The 20221-nt window shown below is 72.3% G+C and carries 15 protein-coding genes and 1 riboswitch; of the genes, 5 read left to right on the top strand and 10 right to left on the bottom strand.

Features of this window, described 5'->3' with window-relative positions; all coding sequences use genetic code 11:
• Positions 1 to 10 precede the first annotated feature (10 nt).
• Positions 11 to 3367, top strand: a complete 3357-nt coding sequence (locus ACFZBU_RS44120) for a hypothetical protein (protein WP_391589454.1) — start codon at positions 11 to 13, stop codon at positions 3365 to 3367.
• 36 nt (positions 3368 to 3403) lie between these two features.
• Here the strand turns inward: ACFZBU_RS44120 and ACFZBU_RS44115 are convergent, their stop codons facing one another.
• The 9 genes from ACFZBU_RS44115 to ACFZBU_RS44075 form a co-directional block, all read right to left on the bottom strand.
• Positions 3404 to 4153, bottom strand: coding sequence for a hypothetical protein (locus tag ACFZBU_RS44115; protein WP_391589453.1), 750 nt, complete (start codon positions 4151 to 4153; stop codon positions 3404 to 3406).
• A 132-nt stretch (positions 4154 to 4285) separates the two neighbouring features.
• Positions 4286 to 5647 carry a carotenoid oxygenase family protein gene (locus ACFZBU_RS44110; protein WP_391589452.1) on the bottom strand — a complete coding sequence of 454 codons (1362 nt, stop codon included), beginning with the start codon at positions 5645 to 5647 and terminating at the stop codon, positions 4286 to 4288.
• Between the two features lie 303 nt (positions 5648 to 5950).
• Entirely contained in the window at positions 5951 to 7018 is a 1068-nt protein-coding gene (locus ACFZBU_RS44105; protein WP_391589451.1) for a threonine aldolase family protein, read from the bottom strand.
• Positions 7000 to 7701 carry an SDR family NAD(P)-dependent oxidoreductase gene (locus ACFZBU_RS44100; RefSeq protein WP_391589450.1) on the bottom strand — a complete coding sequence of 234 codons (702 nt, stop codon included), beginning with the start codon at positions 7699 to 7701 and terminating at the stop codon, positions 7000 to 7002. Before ACFZBU_RS44100 ends, ACFZBU_RS44105 begins: the two co-directional genes overlap by 19 nt.
• A gap of 121 nt (positions 7702 to 7822) precedes the next feature.
• Positions 7823 to 9211 (bottom strand): DUF6421 family protein, encoded by a 1389-nt coding sequence (locus ACFZBU_RS44095; RefSeq protein WP_391589449.1) that lies wholly within the window; start codon positions 9209 to 9211, stop codon positions 7823 to 7825.
• Positions 9212 to 9767: 556 nt separating this feature from the next.
• Entirely contained in the window at positions 9768 to 10511 is a 744-nt protein-coding gene (locus ACFZBU_RS44090) for a transglycosylase family protein (RefSeq protein WP_391589448.1), read from the bottom strand.
• A riboswitch (cyclic di-AMP (ydaO/yuaA leader) is annotated at positions 10512 to 10703 on the bottom strand.
• 194 nt (positions 10704 to 10897) lie between these two features.
• Positions 10898 to 11233, bottom strand: a complete 336-nt coding sequence (locus ACFZBU_RS44085; RefSeq protein WP_391589447.1) for an EthD family reductase — start codon at positions 11231 to 11233, stop codon at positions 10898 to 10900.
• 93 nt (positions 11234 to 11326) lie between these two features.
• Positions 11327 to 12151, bottom strand: a complete 825-nt coding sequence (locus tag ACFZBU_RS44080; protein WP_391589446.1) for a phosphoenolpyruvate hydrolase family protein — start codon at positions 12149 to 12151, stop codon at positions 11327 to 11329.
• A gap of 1 nt (position 12152) precedes the next feature.
• Positions 12153 to 13397, bottom strand: a complete 1245-nt coding sequence (locus ACFZBU_RS44075) for a Tm-1-like ATP-binding domain-containing protein (RefSeq protein WP_391589445.1) — start codon at positions 13395 to 13397, stop codon at positions 12153 to 12155.
• Positions 13398 to 13554: 157 nt separating this feature from the next.
• On the opposite strand from ACFZBU_RS44075, the gene ACFZBU_RS44070 reads away from it, so the two are divergent.
• Positions 13555 to 14340, top strand: coding sequence for an SDR family NAD(P)-dependent oxidoreductase (locus ACFZBU_RS44070; protein ID WP_391589444.1), 786 nt, complete (start codon positions 13555 to 13557; stop codon positions 14338 to 14340).
• Between the two features lie 109 nt (positions 14341 to 14449).
• On the opposite strand, the gene ACFZBU_RS44065 is transcribed toward ACFZBU_RS44070, so the two are convergent.
• Positions 14450 to 16069 carry a PucR family transcriptional regulator gene (locus ACFZBU_RS44065; RefSeq protein WP_391589443.1) on the bottom strand — a complete coding sequence of 540 codons (1620 nt, stop codon included), beginning with the start codon at positions 16067 to 16069 and terminating at the stop codon, positions 14450 to 14452.
• Between the two features lie 272 nt (positions 16070 to 16341).
• Here ACFZBU_RS44065 and ACFZBU_RS44060 point away from each other — a divergent pair, with 272 nt between their 5' ends.
• The 3 genes from ACFZBU_RS44060 to pucD are packed head-to-tail and all read left to right on the top strand — an operon-like array spanning position 16342 to position 20093.
• A complete protein-coding gene (locus ACFZBU_RS44060) occupies positions 16342 to 17226 on the top strand; it encodes an FAD binding domain-containing protein (protein ID WP_391589442.1) in 885 nt (294 codons plus the stop codon).
• Positions 17223 to 17723 (top strand): (2Fe-2S)-binding protein, encoded by a 501-nt coding sequence (locus ACFZBU_RS44055; protein ID WP_391589441.1) that lies wholly within the window; start codon positions 17223 to 17225, stop codon positions 17721 to 17723. The genes ACFZBU_RS44060 and ACFZBU_RS44055 overlap by 4 nt, the downstream gene beginning before the upstream one ends.
• Before the next feature lie 3 nt (positions 17724 to 17726).
• Positions 17727 to 20093: a xanthine dehydrogenase subunit D gene (pucD, locus tag ACFZBU_RS44050; RefSeq protein ID WP_391589440.1), complete on the top strand. Its 2367-nt coding sequence runs from the start codon at positions 17727 to 17729 to the stop codon at positions 20091 to 20093.
• The last annotated feature ends 128 nt before the right edge of the window (positions 20094 to 20221 follow it).

Below are 20221 nucleotides of genomic sequence, written 5' to 3'. Positions count from 1 at the left end.
AATGGCCCGCATGCCGACCCGAGCGGAAGAACTCACCACCACCCTGGACGCGCTGCCGCACCGCGAACGTATGCGGGAGACCGCGCGCACCGCCCGGCGGCTCCGCGACTCGGGCGAACTGCCGGCCGTCCTCGCCGAGTTGGCCGGCCCCACCGGCTACGAGCGGGGCCTGGCATTGACCATGGCGATCGTCGCGGGTGACGTCGAGCACGTGGTGCGCGCCACCCGCGATCCCGATCTCGCCCTGGCCCGGCGCGCGGTGAGCGCGGCCCGTTCGCTCCCGGTGCCCGACGCGGCGTTGGCCGCGCTGCTGGACGACGCCCCCTCGGCGCTGCGCGACTCGATCCACCGCGCCATCCGCAGCGGCCGGCGCAGCGCGCTGGCGGATCGCCTCGTCGCGCAGGTGCTCGCGGTGCGCGGACCGACCGAGGCGGCCCGGGTGCTGCCGGCGTGCGGTCCGACCGTCGCGGCCGAGTACGTCGGCGTGCTCGGCCACGTCGACCGGGTCTGGGACAGCTTCGTGCGCCGGTATCCGGCGCTGGGCCTCGACGACGCGGAGCGCCGCCTGGCCGCCCTGCCCGCCTCCGATCGGGACGCATGGTGGGCCCGGCACGGCACCGGGGTGGTCGGGGCCGGTGCACGATTCCCGCACCGGGTGCTCGACCTGATCGAGCGTCATCCCACCCGCGGTCCGCTGCCCGGCGCCTTCGTCGGCGGCGTCCAGCCGTTCGTCACCGCCGATCGGGACCGGGTGCTCCGCCTGCTCGCCGCCTCCGAGCAGCGCGGTCCCACGTTGTCCGGGGTGAGCACGAGCGCACTGCGCCGACTTGCCGCCGCCGGGCCGGACGCCGCCGAACTGCTCGCGCTCGGCCGCGCGGTGCGCACCGACGAGGCGAGCACGGTCCGACTGCTCAAGGCACTGCCGCCGAGCCTGCGCGCCGGGTTCTTCGACGCCGTACACGCCGACCGCGATCGCAGCCGGGACCTGCTCGGCGGCGCCCTGCTCGACGTGCTCCCGCACGCACGTCGTCATACCGAGGCGCGCCGGATGCTCGCGCTGCCCTCGATCGCGGCCGACGAGCCGCGCCGGTTGCCCCTGCTCGCCTACCTGCCGCTCGCCGAGGCACAGGCCGAACTCGTCGCCTGCACCCGGCTGCCCGACGCCGGTGCCCGGGCCGACGGCTATCGGCGGCTGATCGCGTGCGCGGCCCGATCCGGTGACCCCGAGCAGTTCGGCACGACGCTGCGCGCGCTGACCCGGTTGCGCAACGAGCAGGACCCGGTGCGCGGCGCCGCGTTGTCGGCGATCGCCGAGGCGCATCCGCGCCTGTTCGACGCGGAGTCGGTGGAGGTGCTCACCGAGTTGGTGCGCGACACGCTGGAGGCGCGGGACACCTCCTATCGGACCCGGGCCGCGCTGACCGACCTGGCCGGGCGCCTGCTGGCCCACCATGTCGTGGGCGGCGCACCGGAGTTGACCGGCTGGGCGCTGACCACCTTCGAGCGGGTGGCGGGCCGGTCCGGCACCGTCCGGCTCGCCGCGCTCGCCGACAACCTGCGCCGCGGTCGCGAGCGGGAGATCCTGGACGCACTGCTGCCCTGGATCCGGGCCCAGGTCGCCCGGGGCGACCTGTGGCTCGCCTTCGCCCTCGCCGGGACACTGGACCGGCGGGCCTGGGCGCTGGAGCCGTTGCAGGAGATCCTGCGCGAGGCCACCGGGGCCGGGTCGGACGCCGTCGCGAGCACCGCGATCACGCTGTGGTTGGCCGATCCGCGGCGGCGCGCCGAGCGAGTCGCCGAGTTGATCGGTCGGGACGAGTCCACGCCGACCCTGCCGGTGGTCCTGCACGCGCTCGCCTATCGGCGCACCGACCTGCTCGACGGCTACCTCGACGGGCGCTCGTTGCGTGGCCGATTCGCCACGCGTGGCGTGCGCTGGATCCCGTACCTGCCGTTCGACGCCATGGCGCGGTTGTTGCCCAGGCAGCAGCGCGCCTACGCGGCACGCCTGGTCGAACTCGCCGACGACGTGCGCCAGCACGGCGACACCCGGGCGGACGCGATCCGTCGACTGGCCCGGGTGCCGCGGTTCGGCCGCCCGGCACTGCTGCGGTATCTGACCGCCACCGAGGTGTCGTTGGTCGAGGCGGCGCTGAGCGGGCTCACCCATACCGACGACCCCGGCGCGGCGCTGCCGATCCTGCTGGCGCACGTCGGCGACGACCGGGCCCGGGTGGCCGCGTACTCGATGTCGCGCGCCGCCCGGTACGTGCCGCCGAGTGTGCTCGAACCGGCGCTGCGCCGGGTGTTGTTCGAGCCGGCCAAGGTGACCTCGCGCAAGGAGGCGGCCCGGATCGCGTTGCGCGAGGCGCTGCCGGGCGCGGTGGAGTTGTTGGCGCAGGCGTGGTGGGCACCGGATCAGCATCGCGACGTACGCGGCGCGATCCTGTCCCAGCTGACCGCGCGGCTGGACGACGCACGGTCATGGGCCGTGCTGCGCGCGGGTGTCGAGGGGCCGCGGGAGGCCGCCTTGGCGATCGTGGCCCGGCGGCCGGTCGCACTGGCACCGGCCTGGCGGGCCGAGTACGCGCAGTTGGTGACCACGGCGTGTGCGAGCGCGGACGTCGAGGTGCGGCGGGCCGCCTATCGGGCGTTCCCGCGCTGGGCGCGGCACGCGCCCGCGGGCGTCGCGGCGATCGCGGATGCGGTCCTGGACCCGAGCGACGAGGTCGCGTGGCGCGAGGCGGCCGACGCGCTGCACACCTTCACCACCGACGGCGTCGCACCGACGACCTACCTGCACGTGATCACGTCGCTGATCACCCAGGACGGCGCACCGGACGCACCGAACGCCGAGCCGGACCGGGATCGTCCGGCCCGGCGGCGGCTGACCGTGCTGCTCGGGCAGGCCCGCACCTGGGCGGCCCGCAGTCCGGCCGAAGCGGCCGCGGTGCTGCGCCCGGTGCGGGCCGCGCTGGCCGGCGTACCGGAGTTGCGGACCGAGGCGGCCACGCTGACCGCGTCCGCCCTGCCGTTGACCGGCGACGCGGTCGGGGCCGAACTGAGCGACCTGGTCGAGCTGTGCGCCGGCCGGGCGTTGCCCGCGATCGGCGCGGCCGGCGTGCTGCGCGAGCGCCTGCGCCGGGCCGGTGCGCCGATCGAATCCGCCGCGTTGTCGGCCGCCGCGCACACGCTCGCCGCGCATCCGGCGCCGGCGGCCGGGCTGTTCGGCATCGAGCTGGTCCGGGCCCTCGGCACCCGGACCGGTTGGCCGGCCGAATGGCGCGCGCTGCTGCGCGAGTTGCGTGCCCACCCGGACCCGGACGTGCGCGAGAGCGCGTTGGCGGTGCGCACCGCCTCGGCCTGAGCCGCCGGCGCCGGGCGGGCGCACCGCATCGGGCGGTCAGCTCTGTTCGGTGCGCAACAACCGCAGGAACGCCTTGATCCCGGAGATCACTTCCTGGTTGTCGGTCAACTGGCTGATGGTGTCCTCGAATCGGCGCCCGAGGGCGTCGATCTTGTGGTCGGTCGCGTGGAATCGCTCGGTCGTGTGCTCGGCGTCCTGCTCGGTCGCCGTCCTGAGCCGCGCGACCGTCTCGACCAGCTCCCTGGTGCGCTCGTCGAGACTTTCTACTCTGCTCTCCAGCGTGGCCACCCGGTCGATCAGCGCGAGCACGTCCTCACGCGGGTGGGTCACCTCGCGCAACATGCTCCGCAGCCGTTGCCCGAGGTGCTCCAGGTATGCCTGGCTGGGTCGGAACAACGTGCTGAGCAGGTAGAACCCGGCGAACCAGTAGCCGACCACGCCACCGGAGGCCCAGGTGATCACCGCGATCACCGCCGCCGAGACGACATGCGCGCCGATCGCTCCCCACAACAACCGACGGGCGATCCGGCGCGCCTCCGGGTCGCGCCCATCCGGAACCGCGAGGCCCTTCTCCCGGCTGATCGCGATCTCCCGGATCAACTGCCGGGCCCGGAAATACAGATTCCACGGCACGGTCAGCACCGCGATCAGCCAGAACAGGCACAGCGCGCCCGCGCCCAGCGACAACAGATCGGCCAACGACGTGTCCTCGACGAAATACAGGACGATGCCCAACACCGTCGTCCCGACCAGCAGCAAAACTCCCAGGCCCTTGGCCGCACTCACCCGAACTCCACTCCCCCACCCCGGCAATGCCGTCGCCCCGGCGGACGACCTGCTCGGACTGTAGGGCAAGCCGATCACGCCCGCTGTGCCGCCGAGGCGTGCAGGCACCCGGACCCGCCGTGCGGGCGGGCGTCAGACCCGGTCGGGGAACCAGGAGCCGTGCATGCCGGCCGGGACCCGGCGCGGAAGTTCGACGGTCGCGACCGGCGCTGCGGTGACGTCCCGCGCGTCCAGCACCAGCAACTCCGAGGCGTCCCGGACCAGATCACTGACCACGGTGAGCAGGTAGCCGTCGTCCTCGGCGGTGCCGTCCGCGGCGGGTACGAACACCGCCTCGCCGGGCATCCGGCCCGGCCCCTGACCGGCGACCTGCCGCTCCCCGGTGCTCGCGTCGTACTTGACGATCGCGTACTCGTGCAGTCCCGCGCCGGGGAACGCCTGCGCGTAGCAGTAGCGATGCGGTCGGCCCAGCCTGCGGGCGTCGATGGTGGGGAAGTCGGTGACCAGCGAGTCGAGATCCTCCTCCCCGGCCACGCCGGAGACCGGATCCAGGATCCACCGATGTCGAATCGCGCCGATCAGCGGTGCGTCCGGGTACCCGGGCGCCCCCACCCACCACTTCCAACTGCTCTCCCACGAGGCCCGGTCGAAGCGCGATCCTTCGAGCACGATCCGCCCGCGCGCGTCCTCGTAGGCGTTGGCCACGTGCAACACCATGCCCGGCGCCACGTCGAACCAGGTCGCCTCGGCCGGCCCGGACCTCGGCATCACCCCGATCCGCGGCGCGTAGGAATGGCTCCAGCGGTACGGGACGCCGGAATGCTCGGCCGGGTTGAACACCACCGGCAGGTCCGGCCAGACCACATGATGCTCCGTCAGGCCGAGGTCGTGCATGAGCGAGGGCCCGGCGCCGGGGATCACCTCGACCCGGGTGATCCGCCCCGCGGCGGACGCGACGTAGTAGGTCAGGAACGGCGGGAACGGCGAGTGGCCGAAGAAGTGCAACTCGCCGGTGAGCGGGTCCCTCTTCGGGTGCGCGGTCATCGCGGTGGTCAGCCGACCGGCGAAGTCGTGCGGACCGACCGTCTCCAACTCGGCGGTCATCTCGAACGGGACGTCGGCGTCCTGGAGCGCGAGCAACCGGCCGCCGTGCTCGACGATGTGGGTGCCGGCGACGCTCACGGTCGGGTCCACGACGCCGTCCTCGCCACGCGGCGACGCACCGTCCGCGGCCGGAGTGCGCACCCAGCGGTTGCGGTACCACTCGGCGCGCCCCGCGCGCAGCCGTATCCCGTGCACCATGCCACTGCCGAGAAACCAGTGGGTGGGCACGTCGCCGGGCTTCGGGTTGTGCCCGTTGCGGACGTACCGACCGTTCAATTCGACCGGCAGCGTGCCCCGCACCGTGAGGTCGAACCCGGTGACCTCGTCGGCGACCGGCGCGAAATGGCCGCCGAGGTAGGGCTTGCCCAGGGGCGGCATCCGGAGGTTCATGCGCAAGGATCTCCATTCGGAGGGCCGGCCGGATCCGGGCAGTCGCCCGCTCATCGAGTTACGATCAGTCGCATCCGTTATGCACACTAATACTCGCTATCGTTGATCGCATGCTCGACCCGGGGACGCACCCGTGAGCCCTGCCATCCCGGCGGGAAGCGGCCGGGGCCGGGGCGGCATCCCGGCGGGAAGCGGCCCCGGCCCGCGCGACCCGGGCGCCGGCCTCGGACGAGTTCCCACCGGACGACGGAAAGCGGGCCGGGGCTTGTCAGCCCCGACCCGCCGATCGTCCGTGCGGATCGCCTACCGCGCGCCCAACTCCTCGGCGAGCGCGGTCGCGAAGGCGTCGATGTCCTCCTCGGTGGTGTCGAACGCCGTCATCCAGCGCACCTCACCGATCGACTCGTCCCACGTGTAGAACCGGAACCGCTTCTGCATGCGCTCGGTGACATCCGCGGGCAACACGGCGAAGACCGCGTTCGCCTGCGGCGTCCGGCTGAGCGTCACACCGTCGAGGTCGGCGACCCGCTCCGCGAGCAGAGTCGCCATCGCGTTCGTGTGCCGCGCGTTGCGCAACCACAGGTCGCCCGCGAGCAGCGCCTCGAACTGCACGGACACGAAGCGCATCTTCGAGGCCAGTTGCATCGCGGCCTTGCGCAGATATCCCACGCCCCGCGCCGCGTCGGGGTTGAGCACCACGACGGCCTCGCCGAACATCAGGCCGCTCTTGGTGCCGCCGAAGGACAACACGTCCACGCCGACGTCGGTGCTCAGCGCGCGCAGCGGCACGTCCAGCGCCGCGGCCGCATTGGCCAGGCGCGAGCCGTCCAGGTGCACGAGCATGCCGTGCTCGTGCGCGTGCGCGACGAGCGCGGCGATCTCGTCCGGCGTGTAGACCGTGCCCAGTTCGGTGCTCTCCGCGAAGGAGACCACGCGCGGCTGCGCCCGGTGCTGGTCGCCCCAGCCCCACGCGTGGGTGTCCACGAGTTCGGGGGTGAGCTTGCCGTCGGGAGTGGGCACGGTGAGCAGTTTCAGGCCGGCAACCTTCTCCGGCGCACCGCACTCGTCCACGTTGATGTGCGCGGACGCCGCGCAGATCACCGACTCCCATCGGTCGGTCATCGACTGGAGACCGACCACGTTGGCGCCGGTGCCGTTGAACACCGGGAAGACCTGGGCCCGTTCGCCGAAGTGCGCACGGAAGACGTCGGTGAGGTGCTCGGTGTACACGTCCTCGCCGTACGCGACCTGGTGCCCGCCGTTGGCCGCGCCGATCGCGGCCAGCACCTCGGGGTGGATGCCCGCGTAGTTGTCGCTGGCGAAGCCGCGCACGTCGGGGTCGTGACGTGGGGTCAGGGGACGTTCAGGCACAGTCTTTTCCCGTTCAGGTCGATTGCCGCGGTGGTCCACAGGCCGGCGATCTCGTCGGCCAGGTCCACCACGTCGGTGAAGCCGGCGAATTTGGCGTTTGGTCGAGCCTGCCGCATTGCGTCGTTGACGAGCGCCTTGACCACCAGGATGGTGGCCGCCGCCTCGGTCTCGGCGAACGCGTCGGCGAGTGCGAGCGTCCAGGTCTCCGCGGCCGCCTTGGCCGCCGCGTAACCGGCGTTGCCCTGGGTCGGCTGCCCGGCCGCCGCCGCGGAGATCAACACGAACCGCCCGCGCGGACTGCGGGCGAGCGCCTCGTGGAAGGCCAGGCTGGTGTGTTGCACGGTACGCACGAGCAGGTCGTGCAGGAAGGCCCAGTCGTCGAGCGAGTTGTCGCCGAACTTCTTGCCCCCGCGCCACCCGCCGACCAGGTGCACGAGCCCGTCCACGCGCCCGTGCTCGTGCTCGACGTCCGCCGCCCACCGGCGGGTGGCGGCCGCGTCGAGCAGGTCGACCACCGCGCCGTGTGTACCGGGCGCGGCGTCCACGCTCTCCTGCAACCGCCCGGCGTCCGCATCCGCGCCGTACACGTGCGCACCGGCCCGGGCCAGCCGCGCGAGCACCGCGCGCCCGGTCGGCCCACCCGCGCCCGCGACCGCGATCACCGCACCGTCGAGACCGTTCATCACACCGACTCCTCGTTCACCGTGCTGTTCGCCTCACCCTGCCGAAACTCGCCGCGCCCGCTCCGCGGGCCCCGCGACGTCGTCGCGCGCACCCGCGCCGGGGCCGGGCGCGCCGTACCGGTCACGACGCCGCGACCGCCCGCTCCGTCGGGACCTCCGCGAGGCCCTGCACCGGGCTGTCCGCGGTGATTCCCTTGGTCGAGGCGATCACGTCGCGCAGTCGCCGGTTGAGCGCCTCGTAGAACATGCTCAGCGGGAACTCGTCCGGCAGCACCGCATCCACGAGCGCCTTCGGCGGCCCGTCCATCGGCAGCGCGCCGGGCCCCTTCGCCCACACCGAACCGGGGTGCGGCGGCACGTACGCGGCGACCAGCGCGTAGCCGGCCAGCCAGTGGCCGACCTTCGAACGATCCACACCCGCGCGGTAGAGCCGGTCCACCTCGTCGTAGAGCCCGAGCACCGCGTCGGTGATCCGGTCCCAGTCCACGGTGAGCCGGTTGTCCGCCCACTCGACCACACCCGCGCGGTGCAGGTAGGCGAACAGCAGTTGCCCGCCCAGGCCGTCGTAGTTGCGCACCCGACCTCCGGTGACCGGGAAGCGGAACAGCCGGTCGAAGATGACCGCGAACTGCACCCGGCGCGCGGTCGACACACCCTCGGCGGCCAGCGTGACCGCCTCGCGGAACGCGGTCAGGTCGCACCGCAGTTCCTCCAGCGCGTACATCCAAAACGGCATCCGCTGCTTGATCATGAACGGGTCGAACGGCATGGGACCGCGCATGTGGCTGCGGTCGTGGATCAGGTCCCACAACACGAACGCGTCCTGGGCGAGCTGCTGGCTCTCCACCAAGTCCACGGCATCCTGCGGAAGTTCCAGGCCGAGTGTCTGCGATGCGGCGGTTGCCACCCGGCGGAAGCGGGCCGCCTCGCGGTCGCAGAAGATGCCGCCCCACGTGTACGTGGGCACCTCGCGCACGGCCACGGTCTCCGGGAAGAGCACCGCCGAGTCGGTGTCGTAGCCGTCGGTGAAGTCGACGAACGCGATCGGCACGAACATCGCGTTGTCGTAGCGCCCGGCCTCCAGGTCGGCCAGCCACTGGGGCCACACCACGCGCAGCAGCACGGCCTCGACATTGCGGGTCGGGTTGCCGTTCTGGGTGGTCATCGGGAACACCACGAGGTGCTCCAGGCCGTCGCGCCGATCCTGTTCCGGGCGGAACGCGACGAGCGAGTCGAGGAAGTCGGGACGGCCGAAGTCCTCCGCGGACCAACGCCGAAAATCGGCCACGACCGCGTCGAGGTACGCCTCGTCGTGCGGGAACAGCGGAGCGAGCCCGGTGATCGACGAGGTGATCTCGGCGACCAGCGCCCGGGCGGACGCATGCCCCGATGGCTCGATCGAACCGTCCTTGGCCTGCAACGGACGCAGGTCGGCGACGGATCGTTTGAGTTCGAGCCACAGCGGGTGATCGACGGCGGTACGGACGGCTACGCGGGTCATGTTCGACATGGAACCCTCTCAGGAGAAAGCAGGAACCACGGTCAGGTGAACCTATGTCAAAAGATTTTAACGCCGCAAGGCCCTTTCGAACGCAATCTTATCGTCGTGGGTACGTTTTGCCCGAATAAGTTGAGATTGAGACCTGGCTCTCGGTGCCCGCATCGGCGCACCCGTGAAATCGAGGACCCGCACCTGCCGGAAGACACGGGATTCGGCCGGCCCGGCCGGCCACGCCCGTGGCCATCGACCGTCGATCCGCCGGTTCCCTATGGCCTGCCCTGCTGAACGGAATGCTGATTCCGCATGGTGGAACGGTCGGCCCGGCGATGCCCCGGATCCGCCTCCACTCCCACTGCCCGATCCGGCGATCCCGTATGTCTCGGCCCGATGCCCGCGGCCCGATGCCCGCGGCCCGATGCCCGCGGCCCGATGCCCGCGGCCCGATGCCCGCGGCACCATGCCCGCGGCCCGCCGACCGACCCCGGCCCCGCCGCCCCGACCCCGGTCGCGACACGGGCGTAGGCCCCGCCGAAGTACTCGGCGGGGCCTACGTCGTGACGCTGGATCAGATGGCGAGCTGGGTGCCCACGCCGATCACGTTCGGGTTGCCCCCGATGACGCCCGCGTTGGCGGCGTACAGGGCCTTGTAGCCACCCTTGACGCCGAGCTTGGCGGCGACCTCGGACAGCGTGTCACCGGCCTTGACGGTGTAGGTGCCGGAGCCCGACGCCTGCTTGGTCGCGGCCGACTTCGGCGCGGCCGACTTCGGCGCGTCCTGCTTCGGCTGCACCCGGACCTTCGGCGCGTTGCCGTCGGAGGTCTTCGGCGCGTTCTCGGTCACGGACTCGGCCTTGGGTGCGGCCTTCGGCTCGACCTTGCTCTTGGTCTTGCCGGTGGTCGACGAGTCGGCTGTGGCGGAGGCGTTGCCGCCCTTGCCCAGACCGGCCTTCTGCGAGCAGACCGGCCAGGCGCCCGGACCCTGGCTCGCCAGGACCCGCTCGGCGACCGCGATCTGCTGGTCCTTGGTCGCCTGCGCGGCGCTGGAGGCGTACTGGCTGCCGCCGAACGCGTTCCAGGTGCTCGGGGTGAACTGCAGACCGCCGGAGAAGCCGTTGCCCGTGTTGATGCTCCAGTTGCCGGTGCTCTCACACTGGGCGACCGCGTCCCACGTGGACGAGGACGCGGCGTTCGCGCTGCCCGCCATGCCCACGAGGGGGAGGACGAGACCCGCACCGGCGGCGACGGCGATGCCGGCGCGACGGCCACGAGAGAGCGAGCGAACGGGAGCGGTGATGGCACGGAAGGTCATTGATTACCTCGTCGGGCGCCTGCGAAGTTAGCTGTCGGGTTCGGACGATTGGCCCGGCCTCGCCTGGAACAGGCATGGCTTCACCCCAGACATCGACATGGCCGATGCCGGCACTTACTCGGTTCCCCCGCTCCTGCCGCCAGTCGATATCGACTGCATCCCTCGGGCGGCGGCAGGATTCGGCGTACCGCCCGGGGAGTCCGCTTGTGCGAACAACCACGAAGCTACGCACCGCTCCGCCGGGTTGGCAAACATTTCGGGTGATTTGTGAGGTCCCCCATAGGGAGGAATAACACTGATTTGCCCGATTTGTCGCCATCCCTGCAGGTCACGGTGCCGGCGTCGACGGTGCGCGGCCGCGTGGTCACCCGTGCTTCAGCGACGAGCTATTCCGTCGCGGGCAGCTCCACAGGTACGACTACCCGTTCCTCGTCCCAAAGGAACGTCGCACCGCCGGTCGCGAAATTGGCGACATCGGCGACCGTGGCCCGCCCCTCCGGCGAATCCAGGGTCGCCTCGATACCCGCGCGAGACGGCGCGTACAGGCCGACCACCAGGTAATAGGGCGGCTGCGCGCCGGACGGGTCCGGTTCGCATTTGCCGATGGTCCAGCCGGTCAGCCCCGGCATGGTGCGGGCGAGCGGCACGTGCTTCTCCCAGTAATAGGCGTCGAACGCCGCCGGGTCCTCGGGGTGGCCATACAGCACGGTCAGCTTGTACACGCCGACTCCTCACGGTCGTGTGGTGGATGTGCTTCCTGCCGTTGGTGCCTGTGCGTCCGGCGTGTGGTGCCCGGATGGGTCCGGCGCGGTGCGCTACCGAAGGGCGATGTTCTTGAACGCCCGCGCCTGGTCGGTGATGGCCACCTCGGTGGGCAGCCGTTCCATGCTGGAGGCGCCGAAGAAGCCCACCACGCCGGTGGTGTGGGCCAGCACGTACGCGGCGTCCTCGGGTTCGGCGATCGGCCCGCCGTGGCACAGCACCAGCACGTCGGGGTTCACCTCCGCCGCCGCGTCGCGCATCTGCTGCACCCGCTCCACCGCCTGGTCGAGCGTGACCGCGGTGGTCGCGCCGATGCTGCCCTTGGTGGTCAGGCCCAGGTGCGGGACCAGGATGTCGGCGCCCGCCGCGGCCATCGCGCGGGCCTGCTCGGGGTCGAAGACGTAAGGGGCGGTGAGCAGACCGCGCTCGGCGGCCAGCCGGATCATCTCCACCTCCAGGTCGTAGCCCATCCCGGTCTCCTCCAGGTTCTGCCGGAAGACGCCGTCGAACAGGCCGACCGTGGGGAAGTTCTGCACACCCGCGAAGCCCATCGCGGCGAGCTGGTCCAGGAAGTGCGGCATGATCCGGAACGGATCGGTGCCGCACACGCCCGCCAGGACCGGAGTGCCCTGGACCACCGGCAGCACCTCGCCCGCCATCTCGACCACGATCGCGTTGGCGTCGCCGTAGGGCAGCAGTCCGGCGAGCGAACCCCGACCGGCCATCCGGTAGCGGCCCGAGTTGTAGATGATGATCAGGTCCACGCCGCCGGCCTCGGCGCACTTGGCCGACAGTCCCGTGCCCGCGCCCGCGCCGATCACGACGCCGCCCTGCTCGACCGTCCTGTGCAGTCGGCCCCGCGCCTCGCGTCCGTTCATCTCAGTCCACGCGTCCCTTCGTGATCATCTCGTGCAGTCGATCCGCCGCCGCCGTGGCGAACTTCGGATCGTTGATGTCCGTCGCCGCCTCGTGCACCTCGACGGAGCTGCCCGCGAGCCCGGCCCGCAGCTCGTCGAACAGCGCCTTGTCGGCGACGGAATCGTAGAAGGGCGCGCCCTCGACGTCGATCGCCGAGACCCCGTGCAGGGGCAGGTAGAGCGCGGTGGGACCGGTCGCGGCAACCAGCTTGGCGGCGATCCGCCGGCCCAGTTCGGCGTTCTCCGCGGGGGTGGTGCGCATCAGCGTCACCGTCGGGTTGTGCACGTACAACAGGCGCTCCTCGAACCGCGCGGGCACGGTGTCGCGCGGGCCGAAGTTGACCATGTCCAGCGCACCGACACTGACCACCTGTGGCAGCCCCATCCGCCCGGCCGCGGTCAGCCGCTCGGGGCCCGCGCTGAGCACCCCGCCGACCAGGTCGTCCGCCAGCTCGGTGGTGGTCAGGTCGAGGATCCCGGCCAGGAAGCCCGCCTCGGCCAGATTCTCCATCGACGTGCCGCCTGCCCCGGTGGCGTGGAAGACCAGCACCTCGTAGCCGAGTTCGGTCAGCCGCTCGCGCGCGGCGTCCACCGCCGGAGTGGTCACTCCGAACATCGACGCGGCGACCAGCGGACGCCCCTCGCCGGTCACTCCCGCGACCGCCGCGCGATCCTCGGCATAACCGCCCGCCATGCCGGCGATCGCATCCGCCGCGTTGCCCAGGATGCGCTCGGAGAGCCGATTGATCCCGGCGATGTCCACGACGCTGTACATCATCGTCACGTCCACCGCGCCGACGTACGGCGACACGTCGCCCGCCGCCATCGTGGAGACCAGCAGCTTGGGCACGCCCACCGGCAGCGCGCGCATCGCGTAGGAGGCGATCGCCGACCCGCCCGAGCCGCCCATCGCGAGCACACCGTCCACCCGGCCCTGCTCGTACAACTCGCGCAGGATGGACGCGGCCCCCTCGGCCATCGCGGTGGTCGCCGCGCCCCGGTCGGCCCGGGTGCGCAGGTCGGCCAGATCGGTGCCGGCCGCCGCCGCGACGTCGGCCGCCTGCACGTCGGCCTGGGCCAGCGACTCGCCCAGCACGCCCACGTTCATCAACACCACCTCGGCTCCCCTGGCGCGCAGCCGGTAGGCCAACCACGCGTATTCGGATCCCTTGGTGTCGAGCGTTCCGATCAGTACGACGGTGGGCATCGGTGCCTCCGGTGGGGTCGGTAGGGCTTGCCGGGTTGACGCTTCGGCGGCGAACGGCCGCGCACAGTAACCCAACCGGATGATCATGGCGATTGAAAGCACCGTGCGGTAGGACGGGGGACGAGTTCCGAAGTTTTGGCACGTCACGGAGGTATCGATGGCGGAGGAACCGGACGGACGGGTCGCAATCGTCGCCGGAGCGGGCGACGGCATCGGGCGCGCCTGCGCGCTGGCCCTGGCCCGCACCGGCGCGGATCTGGCGCTGGCCGCGCGACGGCCCGAGCCGTTGCGCCGACTCGCGGACGAGATCCGCGAGCTGACGGGCCGTCGGGTGATCGCGGTACCGACCGACCTGGCCGACCAGGCCGCGTGCCGGGCGCTGGTGGACACCGCGGCGGAGGAACTCGGTCGGGTGGACGTGGTGGTCAACGTCGCGACCTACAACCCGTCCGGGCGGCTGGAGGACTTGGATCCGGCGGAGTTTCGGCGGGCCTTCGAGATCAACGTGCTCGGCGTACTGGCCGTCTCGCGCGCCGCGTTGCCGTACATGCGCGCGGTCGGCGGCGGGTCGATCGTGCAGATCAGCTCGGAGGCGCCGCGCGCGAAGCTGGTGAACCTGGGCGCGTACGCCGCGACCAAGGCCGCGATGGAGGTCGCCTCCGGCGTGCTGGCCAAGGAGGTCGGCCCGGACGGCGTGCGGGTCAACGTGGTCGTCGCGGGCTACACCGAAAATGCCAAACTGGCCGCGTACATCGCCGACATCGCGGCGCGCCGGGACGTGCCCGAGGCGGAGGTGCGCGCCGAGATGACCAGGTCGTCGGCGCTGCGTCGGATCACCCGACCCGAGGACATCGCGGACGCGGTCGCGTTCCTGGCCTCCTCCGGAGCCCGGGCCATCACCGGCACGATCACCCCGGTCACCTCGGGCGTGTCCTTCGGCTGACCCGCAGCGGCCCGCGGCGGCTCACGGCCGTCACGGCGGTCGCGGCCGTCACGGCGGTGGCCGTCGTGGCGGTCGCGGCGGTCCGCCCCCGCCCGCCGTGAGCGCGCGCTCAGCGCAGCTTGAGCGCCAGGAAGAAGTCCACCTTGTCCTCCAGCCGGGCCAGCCGACGCCCGGTCAACTCCTCGATCCGGCCGATCCGATAGCGCAGCGTGTTCACGTGTACGTGCAACCGCGCCGCACACCGGGTCCAGGACCCGTCGCAGTCCAGGAACGCCCCCAGCGTGCCCACCAGATCGGCCTGGTGGCTCGCGTCGTACGCACGCAGCGGCTCCAGCAGCCGGCCGCGGAACGCCCGCCGCACGTCCTCCGGAACCGCCGCCAACAGCGCCACGTGCGAGGCGAGTTCGGCGTGTCCGACCACCTCGACCCGACCGGGCCGGGTGCCCGCGATCCGGCCCGCGTGCCAGGCCTCCTCCAACGCGCCGCGCAACCCGTCCGCGCGGGCCACCCGTGCGCTCACCCCGATCCGCAACCGCACGCCGCCCGCTGTGGTCCCCGCCGGCGCGGCCAGCAGCTCGCGCAGCAGCCGGGTGGTGGGGTCCGACTCGGCGCCGTCCCCCTCCGGCGGACCCTCGCCCGGAATCAGCGCCACCGCGCCCGACCCGGTCTCCGAGACCAGGGCGGCGCTCGGTTGATCCGCCAACGCCTCCTCCAGGAGCTCCCGGGCCAGCCGGCGGGCCTCGCGCGCGGGCAGGTCCGGGATGGTCGCGGTGGCGAACTGCCAGTGTGTGCGGCCCGCGTCGTCCGGTTCCGCGACTCGCAGCCGCGCGGCCACCTCGGCCGGGTCGGCGCCGGCCGCGAGCAGGTTCAGCACGTCCTCGGACAACCGCCGGGTGCGTCGGCGCCGGTCCTCGACCCGGTCCCGGCCCACCGACACCAGGCGGACCAGTTCGCCCAGCAGGGCCTGGTGCCGGTCCGGCCGGTCGGTGACGTCGTCCTCGACCACGAGGAACCAGTCGCCCCAGGTGTCCGGGGCGTCCGAGCCGCCCGCCTCGGGCACCGGGAGCAGCGAGAACGCGCGCCCGTCGATCCGATGGCGAGAGGGCACCCGGGCCTTGCGCGCACGCGCGGCGAAGTGCGCGCGGGCCATCCCGACCCGCAGCCCCGGTGCCAGGTCGGGCCCACCGGCCGCGACCTGGCGCCCGGTCAGCGAGAGCACCCAGCAGTGGATGTCGATGTCGGCCGCGATCAGCCCGAGCACCCCGTCCAGGCCCGCCCCGCCGGCGGCGGCCTGCACCAGCCGGCGATGCCGGTCGACCACCGCGGTCAGGTCGGTCGCCCGTTCGGCGGAGATCCGGCGGATCACGAATTCGGTCAGATGCGCGAAGGACAGCTCCTCGGCCACGGCGAACAGCGGCAGCTGGTACCGCTCGCACGCGCGCACCAGATCGGCCGGGATGTCGCCGATCTCGGCCTGCCCGGCGGCCAGCGCGGTGGCCCCGCCTGCGACGAGCACCCGGACGAAACGATCCGAGTCCGCCGGCTCCGCCCGCCAGCCCATGCCGGTCAGCACCAGGGCGCCGGCGGTCAGGTAGCGACTGGGGTCGTGCAGGTCGGTGGTCATCACGGCGCGCACCGACCGATCCAGTTCCGCCTCGCCGACCAACAACCGGATCCCGGGTATGCCGGCACCGGCCGTGCCATCGCCGAGAAGCGCGCGCAATCGCATCGGCGGCCCCCTCTCGATCGGGCCGGGTGCGGCCTGGGCTCACCCGGCGGATCCGTCATACCGGCTCGACCACCGGACGAACACTTGGAGAAAAGTACGGGAACCACCCCCGCTCGACACGCCTGGGTCGTGCCTTTGGTGGGTACTCGCAGTGACCCTCGTCTCGGTGTACTGGTGCGCACCCTGCGAACCGGGCGGACCCGAAGCGAAGCGCCCCCGCGACGGGTACAAGGACGGTAGGGCCATACGCAAGGCAGAAGGAGACACCCGTCATGGAATTCCTGCGGCCCGCGACGTGGGAGGAGGCGCTCGCCGTCAAGGCGCAGCACCCGTCCGCGGTCCCGATCGCCGGTGGCACCGACGTGATGGTCGAACTGAACTTCGACCGGCATCGTCCGGATGCCCTGCTCGATCTCAACCGCATCCACGAGCTGCACACGTGGCGGATCGAGGACGACGACACCGTGCGCCTCGGTGCCTCCGTGCCCTACTCGAAGATCATCGACGCCCTGCACGACCGGCTCCCGGGCCTGTCGCTGGGCGCGCGCACGGTCGGGTCGCCGCAGATCCGCAATCGGGGCTCGGTCGGCGGCAACCTGGGCGGCGCGTCGCCGGCCGGCGACGCGCACCCGCCGCTGCTCGCGTCCGGCGCCACGGTCGAGGCCGCCTCGGTGCGCGGCACCCGGCTGATCCCGATCGACGACTTCTACCTCGGGGTCAAGCGCAACGCACTGGAGCCGGACGAGCTGATCCGGGCGATCCACATCCCCTCGGCGACCGGGCCGCAGCAGTTCGCCAAGATCGGCACCCGCAACGCGATGGTGATCGCGGTCTGCTCGTTCGCGGTCGCGCTGCACCCGCGGACCCGGAACGTGCGCACCGGGATCGGCTCCGCCGCGCCCACCCCGCGCCGGGCGAGCGCGGCCGAGGCGTTCATCCGGGCCGAGTTGCACGACACGGGCCTGTGGACCTCCGGCGGGGAGTTGCCCGCGGCCACCGCCGAACGCTTCGGCGAACTGGTGGCGCAGGCCGCCGCGCCGATCGACGACGTGCGCGGCTCGGCCGCGTATCGGCGGCATGCGCTGGCCGTGATGGCGCGCCGCACGCTGCTCTGGACCTGGAACGACCACCGCGCCACCGGGAGGGCCGCCGCATGAGGGTCACATTCACCGTGAACGGCCGCCCGACCGTGGCGGACGACGTGTGGGAGGGCGAGAGTCTGCTCTACGTGCTGCGCGAGCGGGTCGGGTTGCCCGGTTCCAAGAACGCGTGCGAGCAGGGCGAGTGCGGCTCCTGCACGGTCTACCTGGACGGCGAGCCGGTCTGCGCGTGTCTGGTCGCCGCCGGCCAGGTGCAGGACCGCGAGGTCGGCACGATCGAGGGCCTGGCCGACGGCGACACGTTGGACCCGGTCCAGCAGGCGTTCGTGGACACGGGCGCCGTGCAGTGCGGATTCTGCACGCCGGGCCTGGTGGTCCAGACGCACGACCTGTTGAGCCGGGTGCACCACCCTTCGGACCCGGAGATCCGCGAGGCGCTCTCCGGCAACCTGTGCCGCTGCACCGGCTACGAGAAGATCATGGACGCGGTCCGTCTGGCCGCCGCCCGCAAGGCGGACGCGCGCGATGCGGCCCCGACCGGCCTGGAGGGCTGAGCCGTGGCCACTTTGACCAAGCCGCAGAACCTACGGGACGTGGCCGCGCCCGGCCGGGACGGCGTGGGCGCCTCGCCGATGCGCCCGGACGGCATCCTCAAGGTCAAGGGGGACTTCGCCTACGCCTCGGACCTGTGGCACGAGGACATGTTGTGGGGCATGGCGCTGCGCAGCCCGCACGCCCGGGCCCGGATCCGGTCCGTCGACGTGGCCGCGGCACTGGCCCAGCCGGGTGTGTACGCGGTGCTCACCCACGAGGACATCCCGGGCAGCAAGTTCTACGGCCTGGAGATCCGGGACCAGCCGGTGCTGGCCATCGACGAGGTGCGCTTCCACGGCGAGCCGATCGTGATCGTCGCGGCCGACCATCCGGAGACCGCCCGGCGCGCGATCGCCAAGATCGTGGTCGACTACGACGTGCTGCCCCCGATCGGGCCGGCCCAGGCGCTGGACCCGGAGCGGTACGGCTACGTGCACGCGCCCGCCGACTACAAGGCACACGCGTCCGGCAACATCGTGCACAGCCAGCACATCCACCACGGTGACGGGGATTCGGCCGAGGTGCGGGCGCTCGCGGACGTGATCGTGCGCGGCGAGTACGAGGTCGGCATGCAGGACCAGGCGTTCCTGGGCCCGGAGTCCGGTCTCGCGGTGCCCGCCGAGGACGGCGGCATCGACCTGTACATCGCCACCCAGTGGCTGCACGTGGACCAGCAGCAGATGTGCCCGGTGCTGGGCCTGCCGCCGGAGAAGGTGCGGCTCACCCTGGCCGGCGTCGGCGGTGCGTTCGGCGGGCGTGAGGACATCTCGATGCAGGTGCACGCGTGCCTGCTCGCGCAGCACACCGGCAAGCCGGTCAAGATCGTCTACAACCGCGAGGAGTCGTTCTTCGGCCATGTGCACCGCCACCCCGCGACGATGGTGTTCGAGCACGGGGCCACCCGGGACGGCAGGCTGGTCTTCGTCAAGGCCGAGATCGTGCTGGACGGCGGTGCCTACGCGTCCGCGTCGCCCGCGGTGGTCGGCAACGCGGCCTCCCTGGGCATCGGTCCGTACGTGATTCCGCACGCGGTGGTCGACTCGACGGCGGTGTACACCAACAACCCACCATGCGGCGCGATGCGTGGCTTCGGCGCGGTGCAGATGTGCTTCGGCTACGAGAGCCAGATGGACCGGCTGGCCGCCGAACTGGGCCTGGATCCGGTCGAGTTCCGCCGACTCAACGCGATGGAGCAGGGCTCGGCACTGCCCACCGGGCAGATCGTGGACGCCCCGGCACCGGTGGCCGAACTGCTCCGGCGGGTCAAGGAGATGCCGCTGCCGGAGGTGGCGAACCGGCGTACGGCGAACGGGCCGGACCTGCGCGAGTTGCCGGGCGGGCTGTCCAACTCCACGCACGGCGAGGGCGTCGTGCGCGGGATCGGCTACGCGGTGGGCATCAAGAACGTCGGCTTCTCCGAGGGCTTCGACGACTATTCGACGGCCCGGGTCCGGCTGGAGGTGATCGGCGGCGCACCGGTCGCGCTGGTGCACACCGCGATGGCCGAGGTCGGCCAGGGCGGGGTCACCGTGCAGGCGCAGATCGTGCGCACCGAGTTGGGTGTGGACCAGGTGACCATGGCGCCGGCGGACACCCGGGTGGGCTCGGCCGGTTCGACGTCCGCGTCCCGGCAGACGTACATGACCGGCGGGGCGGTGAAGCAGACGGCCGAGGCGGTGCGTACGGTGCTGCTCGCCCGGGGCCGGGACCGGTACGGCTGGGCCCCCGCGTTCGCGGCGAGCCTGCGCCTGTCCGGCGGCAAGGTGCTCACCGCCGCAGGCGAGGTGGTCGCCGACCTGGTGGACCTGCTCGGCGACGAACCGGTGGACGAGACCACCGAGTTCCGCCACCGCCCGACCGAGGCGTTCGACCGGGTCACCGGGCAGGGCTTCGGGCACGTCCAGTACACCTTCTGCGCGCACCGCGCGGTCGTGGACGTGGACGTGGAACTGGGCCTGGTCAAGGTGGTCGAACTGGCCGCCGCGCAGGATGTGGGCAAGGCGATCAACCCGCTGGCCGTGGTCGGCCAGATCCACGGCGGCAGCACCCAGGGGTTGGGCCTGGCGGTGATGGAGGAGATCGTCGTCAAGGACGGCAAGGTTCGGAACCCGTCCTTCACGGACTACCTGATCCCCACCATCCTCGACACCCCGCCGATGCCGGTGGACATGCTCGAACTGGCCGACCCCCACGCACCGTACGGACTCCGCGGAGCCGGCGAGGCCCCCACCCTCTCCTCCACCCCGGCCATCGTCGCCGCAATCCGCGCGGCAACCGGTCTACCCCTGAACCGGGTACCGATCCGACCGGAACACCTCACCGGAACCTGAGCCCCACAACGCCGACGCCCCAAGCCGGCAAGCCACCCAGCCCGGCCGGCGCATGAGGCCAAAGCAGCCCGGCCGGCGCTTGAGGCCACTCAGCCCCGCCGGCGCTTGAGGCGAACCAGCCCGGCCGG

Source organism: Embleya sp. NPDC008237 (assembly GCF_042956465.1).
Lineage (GTDB): Bacteria > Actinomycetota > Actinomycetes > Streptomycetales > Streptomycetaceae > Embleya.
This window is presented reverse-complemented; position numbering and strand designations above follow the sequence as displayed.